The organism is Candidatus Polarisedimenticolaceae bacterium, from assembly GCA_036376135.1.
Classification (GTDB): Bacteria; Acidobacteriota; Polarisedimenticolia; order Polarisedimenticolales; family DASRJG01; genus DASVAW01.
In genome coordinates, this window is the sequence record DASVAW010000151.1 from 1 (window position 1) to 8930 (window position 8930).

The 8930-nt window shown below is 74.3% G+C and carries 3 protein-coding genes; 1 reads left to right on the top strand and 2 read right to left on the bottom strand.

The annotated features are described in order from the left end of the window. Window positions 1–284: 284 nt before the first annotated feature. The gene (locus VF139_15805; protein HEX6852862.1) at window positions 285–2522 is read right to left on the bottom strand and encodes a phosphate acyltransferase; all 2238 of its coding nucleotides are present in this window, start codon (window positions 2520–2522) and stop codon (window positions 285–287) included. Continuing rightward, entirely contained in the window at window positions 2519–7309 is a 4791-nt protein-coding gene (locus VF139_15810; protein HEX6852863.1) for a PEP/pyruvate-binding domain-containing protein, read from the bottom strand. Before VF139_15810 ends, VF139_15805 begins: the two co-directional genes overlap by 4 nt. A gap of 86 nt (window positions 7310–7395) precedes the next feature. Here VF139_15810 and VF139_15815 point away from each other — a divergent pair. Further along, the coding region (locus tag VF139_15815; GenBank protein HEX6852864.1) for a serine/threonine-protein kinase at window positions 7396–8930 on the top strand (1535 nt) is incomplete at its 3' end.

The following is an 8930-nucleotide window of genomic DNA, read 5'->3' on the forward strand; positions in this document are numbered from 1 at the left end:
CCTCAACATCCTCGAGCAGTTCGGCGACGCGACCGTGGTCGGGCCGGTCCTGATGGGGACGCGCCTTCCGGTCGTCCTCATGCAATACGGCGTCACCGCCGAGCAGGTCGTGCACGCGGTGACGGTGGCGGTGGTCGAAAGCGGGAATTAGGGACAGTCCCTGATTCCCGCTACCCGTGAACCCCCGGCGGCGCGATGCTCCGGGTCGCGAATCTGGTGGACTACCTGGAGTCGATCCAGGCGCATTGAGAGGTGAGGCGCGCGGTGCGCGGTGCGGTCGCCGGTCAGGCGGACTCGACCACCGCCACCGTCACCGCGTGCACGACCTGCTCGGCGGTGACGCCGTATTGCATGAGGACGACCGGAAGGCGCGTCCCCATCAGGACCGGCCCGACCACGGTCGCGTCGCCGAACTGCTCGAGGATGTTGAGGGCAAGGTGGCCGGACTGCAGGTCGGGGAAGACCAGCACGTTCGCCTCGCCGGCGAGCTCGGAGAAGGGGAAATAGGTCTTCCGCAGCCCCGCGTCGAGCGCCATCGTCAGCTGCATCTCGCCGTCGATCGGGATCGACGGCGCGCGCTCGCGCGCGATCGCGGCCGCCTCCCTCATCTTGCGGGTGAAGGGGTGGTCGACGCTCCCGAAGTTCGAGAACGACAGCAGCGCGACCCGCGGCTCGAGGCCGAGAGACCGCGCCGACTTCGCGGCGAGAAGCGCGATCTCCGCGAGGTCGTCGACGGAAGGATCGATGTTCACCGCGCAGTCGGCGAGCAGGACCACGCGTTTGGAGAGCAGCGCGAGGTAGTGGCTCGAGATCCGGCGGACGCCGGATGCGGGCCCGACGACCTCGAGGGTCGTCCGCAGGGAGTCGGCGTAGTGCGCGGTGAGCCCGCCGACGAACAACTCGGCGTCGCCGGAGTGGACCATCATCGCGGCGAAGGTGTCGCGCTGGAGCAGCCGCTCCTCGGCGGTCGCGCGGATCACGCCGCGGCGCCGGCGCAGCCGGAAGAACTCGTCCACGTAGGCGGCGTAGCGGGGGCTGCGCGCCGGGTCGATCACCGGCACGTCGCCCAGATCGAGGCGCAGGCGCTCGGCCGCCTCGCGAACCTCCATCTCGACGCCGAGCAGGACCGGCCGGGCGATCCCCTCGTCCACGAGGATCCTGCACGCGCGAAGCGCCGTCTCGTTGGCCCCCTCGGCGAGGACGACCCGCGGTCGCTTCTGGCGCGCCTGGAGCATCAGGCCGCGCACGATCTCCCGCCCCGTTCCCATGCGGACCGACAGCGCCTCTTCGTACGCGCGGTTGTCGACCGGGCGACGGGCGACCCCTTCCTCCACGGCCTGTCGCGCGACCGCGGCGGCCTCGCGGGGGAGGATCCGCGGGTCGATCGCCTTCGGGAGCAGGTAGTCCGGGCCGAAGGCGAACCGCTCGTTCTCGTAGGCGCGCTCGACCTCGGGGGGGACCTCCTCCTTCGCGAGGTCGGCCAGCGCCTTCGCCGCGGCGAGGAGCATCCCGGGGGTGATCCGCCGCGCCTGCACGTCGAGGGCGCCGCGCAGGATGTACGGAACGCTCAGCAGGTCGAGCACCGCGTTCGGATGCTGATCGAGCGCGGTCGCGAGCACGACGTCGCGCCGGCTCGCCCGCGCCTGCTCCCAGTCGATCTCGGGGCGCGGGGTCGCGAGCGCGAAGACGATCGGCCAGCGTCCCATCGAGCGGATCATCTCCACCGAGACGACGTCCGCCGCCGAGGCCCCGAGGCGGACGTCGGCGCCGCGCAACCCTTCCGCGAGGGTCCGCTCGCGCGACGGGCGCGCGAACGGCCGCTGGTAGCCGTGGAGATCGGTGCGGCCGGAGTGGAGCAGCCCCTGTCGGTCGTACACGAGGAGGTTTTCGCCGGGGACCCCGAGGTGGGTGAGCAGTCGCGCGCATCCGATCCCCACCGTGCCCGCGCCGCAGACGACGACCTTCACGTCGCCGACCTTCTTGTCCACGAGCTCGAGGGCGTTGGTGAGCGCGGCCATCGCGACGACCGCGGATCCGTAGAGGTTGTCGTGGAACACGGGGATGTCGAGCGTCTCGGACAGCCGGTCGTAGAGCTCGAGCCCCTCGGGGGCGCGGACGTCCTTGACATTGACCGCGCCGAAGGTCGGCTCCAGGCGTCGCACGGTGGCGGCGAAGGCGGCCGGGTCGGTCTCGGCGAGCTCGAGATCGAAGACGTCGAGATCGGCCAGGCGCTTGAAGAGGACCGCCATCCCCTCCTGGATCGGCTTGGCGGCCGCCGGACCGACGTCCCCGAGGCCCGGGACCGCCGAGCCGTTCGTGACGATCGCGACGAGGTTCGCCTTGGCCGTGTAGCGGAAGGCGCACTCCGGATCGGCGACGATTTTCGCCGCCGGGAAGGTCGCCCCGGGGAGATAGGCCAGACGCAGGTCTCGGGGGGTGAGGCAGGGGGTCGTCACCCGGAGCTCGACCTTCCCCGGCCGGTCGGAGGCGTGGTAGGCGAGGGCGTCTTCTTCGCGGATCATGGCCCGATCGTAGACCCGCGCCCCGCGGCAAGGCCATCGACGGAAGTCATGCCGCAATCCTCCAGGGCTTCCCGCACGAGCGCCGCATGGGCGGGAAGGGGCCGCACCTGCAGGATCTTGAGACCCGCGCGGTCGAAGGCGAACTCCACGTCGATCGGCTGCGCGAAGCGCCGCTCGAGCCGCGTCACCGCGGCGACGAGCTCGAGGAGCTCGACGTATTCGAGCGCCGGACGCAGTCGCTGGTGGTAGAGGCTCTCGACGCGCACCGTCCGCCCGGATGCGCGGTCGACGACCACCCGCTCGCGCTTGTCGGCGACGTCGTACCGGAAGCGCAGGGGCCCGCGCTCGAGGTCCCCTTCCTTGACGACCACGATCCGGTCCGCGGGGACGGTGCCCGCGACGACTCCCTCGCCCAGGCCCAGCGCGACGTTGATGACGATCTCGCCGGGCTCGTCCGCCGCGAGGTTCACCGTCTGCGCCACCCCGGCGGTCGTCGCCTCCACCAGCGGCTGCACGATCACCCCGCCTCCGGCGGCGCCGTGCGAGCGGCCGAGGTCGCGCGCGCGCAGGGCCCGCTCGTTCCACAACCCCGCCCACGCGCGCTTCACGTGGGCGAGGACCTCCTCCTCCCCGTGCACCCCAAGGAACGTGTCGAACTCGCCGGCGTGGGCCTCGTCCTCCGCGTCCTCCACGAGCGCCGAGGAGCGCACGGCGACCCGCGGCGAGCCGAGGGACGCATAGGCGCGGGCGACGGCCTCGCCCACCGCGGAGGGCAGGCGCGCCGATTCGAAGCAGGCGCGGACCTCGGAGGCGCGGGCGCCCACGCCGCGCGAGACGTCGGCGACGATCGCCGCGACCGCGGCCTCGATCGGGGCCAGCGTCGCGCGGAATGCGGCGTCGGTGACGACGAACCACGGGGCGCTGTCGAACTCGCCGAGGTTCGCCGCCTTGCCGCCGACGTCCGCGAGCGCGTCGAGGCCGCAGTCCTCGGGAGGCAACACGAAACGGCCGTGCCGCGCCTGCGCCCTTCGGGCGTCCGCCGCCGCGATCGCCTCCGCGGCGGCTCCGACACGCGGATCGCGCTCCGCCCGGGAGAGGGCGTCGAGGCGCTCGATCGCGCGCAGGAGGTGGCGCGTCGGCTCCCGCTCGAGACGGTCGAGCATCTCCGCGCGAAGGGCCTCGATCCGGTGCGTCGCGGCGGGATCGAGAGCGGCGACGTCGTCGGGGACGGCGAGTCCGGAGTCGAGCCCCCCCGCGGCCAGCGCGCCGGCCGTGGCGCGCAGGGCCCGGTCGAGGGCGTGGGCGCGCGAGCGCAGCGCCAGGACCTCGTGCAGGCTCGAGGCCGCCGGGATACGGATCGCCGCCTCCTCGCGGGCGTCGCGCGCCCGGCGGGCGAGATCCGATGCGAGGCGCCGCGAGCGGATGCGCGCGAGGGGGCCGATCTCCGGGTTCGAGAGGAGCGCGGCGAGGAGCTCGCCGCGGTCGGCGGTCGATGCTCCGGCGAGCACGCATTCGCGCACGGCGTGGTCGGCGAGGATCGGGTCGCGCAGCTCCCTGAGGAGGGCGACGAGTCGATGCCGGCAGCGGAGCCGGTCGCCGCGCGCCTCGAGGGCTTCGCGGGGATCGCGCGTCGACGCGAGTCGGTGCGCGGCGGCGTCCAGGGCGCGCAATCCCTCGTGGAGGGCGATCGCGTCGGGGGCGCTCCCGAGGACGCGCACGAAACCGAGGTCCCCCTCGACGACCAGCAGGTCCCCGTCGCCGACCGCGACCGGGCGTTCGCCGCTCCCGCGCCGGACCGAGACGTGGAAGTCGCCGACCTGCGTCTCGTCCTCTTCCACGACCTCGGCGGGGAGATCGACGCGCGCGGTGCCGGCCGGCCAAGCCCCCCGCGTGACGATCGCCGGCTTGCGCCACTGCGCCGCGACGAATCCGGCGTGGCTGAGGACCGCCCCCGAGGTGGCGACGATGCCGGCTGCGGTCGCGAGCCGGGGGCCGTCCTCCGGGCGCAGGGTCGGAACGACCAGCACGGCGCCCTCGACGTTCGATCCGACTCCCAGGCGCGCGCGCCCCGCCGCGCGGCCCGGCGCGGCGGCGGTCCCCGGGACGACGCGCTCTCCCGCCAGCGGCCGCGTGCGCGCCCACGGATTCGCGGCGGAGAACCGCTCGATCAGCGCCTCGGCCTCCGCGCGCTCGCGCTCGGGAGACGGCCATTCGGGAGAGGCCGGCTCGTACCCGGCCGCCCGCAGCCGCTTTGCGGACTCGGTCGCGCCGAGACCGGTCTCCTCGCGCCACCCGCCGACGGGACGCGGGCGATCGAGCGCCAGCGTCGGCGCGGGGGAGAGCCGCGCCAGCCGCACGAGCCCGCGCGCGTCGCGCAGGACGTGGAGCCACAGGCGGCACTCCCGCAGGGGAAGCGACGCCGACTGGACCTCGTGGCCGTTCACGCCCCCCGTGGTGCGGAACGACAGCGCCCGCTCGATCGGCAACACGACGTGCGCGAGGCGGATCGACTCGACGACCGCGTCGACGCCCGCCGCGAGGGTGCGCGCGAAGGACTCCGCGGGGGAGATCTCGCGCCGCAGGTCCGTGGGAGCCCGCACGGGCTCGCCGTCGTCCAGGACGACGGCGCCGCGGGTGATCGCCGACTCGAGCGGCTCGACGAGGCCCCGTTCGATCGGAAGCTGCGCGCAGGCGTCGATCGGGTCGGGAGGAAGACCCAGCGCCGAGCAACGTTCCCGGAGCGTCGCGAGGATCGGCGCCTCGGCGTCGACGTGGAGGCGGTCGCGGTACGGGGGGGATCCGTCCCACCGGATCTCCTCGCGTCCCGCGGGGCCGTCCTCTTCGCGGGCGACGATCCCGAGCCGGTCCGAGGTGAGGATGCGGTCGTAGGGGAGGCTGCCCCACCGCTCGAAGCGCTCGGACCACGCGCGCGCGGCGAGCTCGCGCGCCGCCGGTTCGAGCGCGAGGTCGCCCAGCACCCAGTCGAGGTCCATGAGATACGGGGCGAGACGGAACAAGGCACGCGCCCGCTCCACGAGATCGCCCAGGTCGCGGGCCCGTTCCTTGTCGTAACGTGCGTGCACGCGGGTGGTGGGCTCGACGGTGACGGTGAAGTCGAGCCGGCGGAAGAGATGCTGGAGCGCCTCGAGGCCTCGGGCCGGATGGTTCTCGAGGTCGTAACGGCTCACGCCGAAGAACTCGAGATCGACCATCCCGCCCCGGGCGGGAGGCGCCCAGTCGACGCGGAGGAACGCGGGGTGGCTCCCGTAGGTCAGGTAGTAGTGGACCTCGTTGCCGTAGCCGTACACGCGCGACGCGGGGAAGGTCGCGCGGCCGTGCAGCAGCGCGAGGGCGTACGCCTCCGCGAGGGCGCGCACCGCGAAGGGGATCGCCCGGGAGGCGGGGTCGGGCTCGAAGTCCACGTAACGGATGGCGTCGCAGCGTCGCAGGACGCGCTCCCCGGCGACGACGGCGAGGCCGACCGTGCGATTCGTGGTGCGACCGGCCTTCACGAGTCGGAAGCCCAGGCGAAGGCCGCGCTGGTGGAGGAAGCGCTTCAGCCCGTGCATCGTCCGCACGTCGGCGGCGCAGGCGGGATCCTCGAAGGCCAGGACCAGGCGCGTGACCTCCGCGGACATCGGTCCGTCGTCGGATTCCCGGGAGAGCGCCGCGTCGAGGGCGGCGCGGAGGCGCGCCCAGGTGGCCGCGATCGCCCCGCTCTGGTCGTCCAGGGTGTCGAAGACGCCGAGATGGGCCTCGACGATCCTGTCGGTCGCCTCGACCAGGCGCGCGACGCGGGCCCGGTCCAGCGGCGCCACCGCGAGGATCTCCCGCAGCGCCTCGGCGTGAAGGAGGTTCGCGGCGCGGAAGCGCGAGACGGCGTCGTCCGCGCCCGCCTTCCCGGGGGACTCGCCGGCGATCCCGCCGTGCCCGGTCACGAGGAGCACGCGCCCCTCCGCGGCCGCGTCGGGGCATCGGGCGAGGATCCGCGCCGCCTCGGGGGGGACGAACAGCGGCAAGGACGATCCCGCGCGGATCGCATCGAGCCGGCGGGTCTCGACCCCGAGCGCGAGGCCCGGCCAGCCGAACGACGCGGCGATCGCGCGCACCGTCGCCTCGCCTTCCGAGCGCTCCGCGCGCACGATCCCCTCGACGACCGGCGGGGTGCCCCCGCCGGCGGCGGCGAGGTGGGCGAGGTCGGCGTGGCTCGCCCGGGTGTACTCGAGGTACCCCCGCAGACGGGACCACGCCGCAGCGCCGAGGACCGTCCTCGCATCGGACGCGGCGGCGGGCTCGCCGGGGAGATCGAGCAGGCGCGCCGCGAGCAGGCGCTCTCCCGGCGTCTCGCCCTCGATCCACAGCGGGCGCAGCGCGTCGCCGAGCGCCGCCGCGGCCCGGCCGAGGATCTCCTCGGGAGCCTCGGCGTCGAGGCGCTCGGCGAGCGCGCGTGTGGCCCGCGGTCCGGTCCGGAAGCGCCCCGACGCGGCGAGCTCGCGCGCGGCCTCGAGCGCCGCCGCGAGCACGCCGCCGTCCCGTGCCGCGAACAACGCCTCGAGGCACGGCGCGGGGTCGGCCGCCTCGCGGGCGATCGCGACGAGCGCCCGTCCCGCCGCCGCCGCCGCAGGACCGGAGGCGCGGCGCAGGGCCGCGCCGATCGCTTCGAGCGCCGACGGGTCGGGGGAGGGGCCGAGCTCGGCGATCGCCTCGCTCACCGCAGCCGGGCGGCCCATCGCGACCGAAAGCTCGGCGACGACGCGGGCGGCGGGATCGGTCGCGGAGGCGCTCACGCGGGGATCGTAGGGGCCGGGAGGGGGAACGTCGATGGATCCTTGATCAAGGTCTAAACTGCGGGTGTTCCTCCCTGGAGGGCGCGATGCACGTCGCCGTCGGGCAGGACCTCGGCCACTACCGCCTTCTCGAGATCCTGGGCGAAGGCGGGATGGGGGTCGTTTGGCGCGCCCTCGACACGCGCCTCGGGAGAGAGGTCGCCGTCAAGGTGCTCCCCGACCGGTTCGCCGCCGATCCGGTCCGGCGCGCGCGATTCGAGCGCGAGGCCAAGGCCGTCGCCGCCCTCGACCATCCCAACATCGTGACGCTGCACGCGGTGGAGGAGGCGGACGGCGTCGTGTTCTTCACGATGGAGCTCGTCCGGGGGGAGACGCTCGCGCGGTCGATCCGGCCCGGCGGGTTGCCGTACGAGGACCTGCTCCGGATCGCGCTGCCGCTGTGCCGCGCGGTCGCCGCGGCGCACGCGCGCGGAATCGTCCACCGCGACCTGAAGCCCGCCAACATCATGGTGACCGCCGGCGGCTCGATCAAGATCCTGGACTTCGGTCTCGCGCTGCTCCGCGGCGAGCCCGCGACCGGCGACGCGACGACCGAGAGCCTGGCGGGCGCGTTCTCCGGTACGTTCGGGTACGCCGCACCCGAGCAGCTGCGCGGGGAGCGCGTGGACCATCGCGCCGACCTCTTCGCCCTGGGCGCGATCCTCCACGCGCTCGCGACGGGGGAGCCGCTGACGCCCGGGTCGGCTCCGGAGGATCCCGCCGTCGCCAACCCGACGATCCCGTCGGCGTTCGGGGCGATCCTCCGGCGCTGCCTCGAGAAGGACCCCTCGCGCCGGTTCTCCTCGGCGACGGAGCTCGCGCTCGCGCTCGAACGTCTGAAAGAGGACCCCGGACGGTCGGAAGGGCACGGATCGGTCGCGGTCCTCCCGTTCGTGGATCGCAGCCCCGCGAAGGACCAGGCGCACCTCTGCGACGGGATCGCCGAGGAGATCCTCGCCTCGCTCGGGCGCGTGCCGGGGCTGAAGGTCGCCTCGCGCTCCTCGAGCTTCCTCTATCGCGACGCGGCCTTCGACACGCGCGAGATCGCGGGGCGACTGGGAGTGTCCGCGCTCCTCGAGGGGAGCGTGCGGCGGGCGGGAGGGCGCCTGCGGGTGACCGTCCACCTCGTCGACGCCCGCACCGACGCGGCGATCTGGTCGGAGAGCTACGACCGCGACGACGAGGGGGTGTTCGGCCTGCAGGAGGAGATCGCGCGCTCGGTGGTCGCCGCGCTCGACGCCGTTCCGGGTCGAGGTCCGCTCGCCCGCGCCCCCACGCACGACGTCCAGGCCTACGACTACTGGCTTCGCGGGCGTCGTTTCTACGAGCAGTTCGGGCGGTCGGACATCGAGTTCGCGCTGCAGCTGTTCTCCCGCGCGGTCGAGCTCGACCCGGGATTCGCCGCCGCGCACGCCGGCCTCGCCGACTGCTGGTCCTATCTCTACCGGCACGCCGAAGGGACGCCGGCCGCGCTCGCCGAGGCGGAGGCGGCGAGCCGACGCGCGATCGAGCTCGATCCGGCCTCGGCTCCGGCGTGGGCGGCGCGCGGGACGGCGCTCTCGATCGCGGCTCGCGACGACGA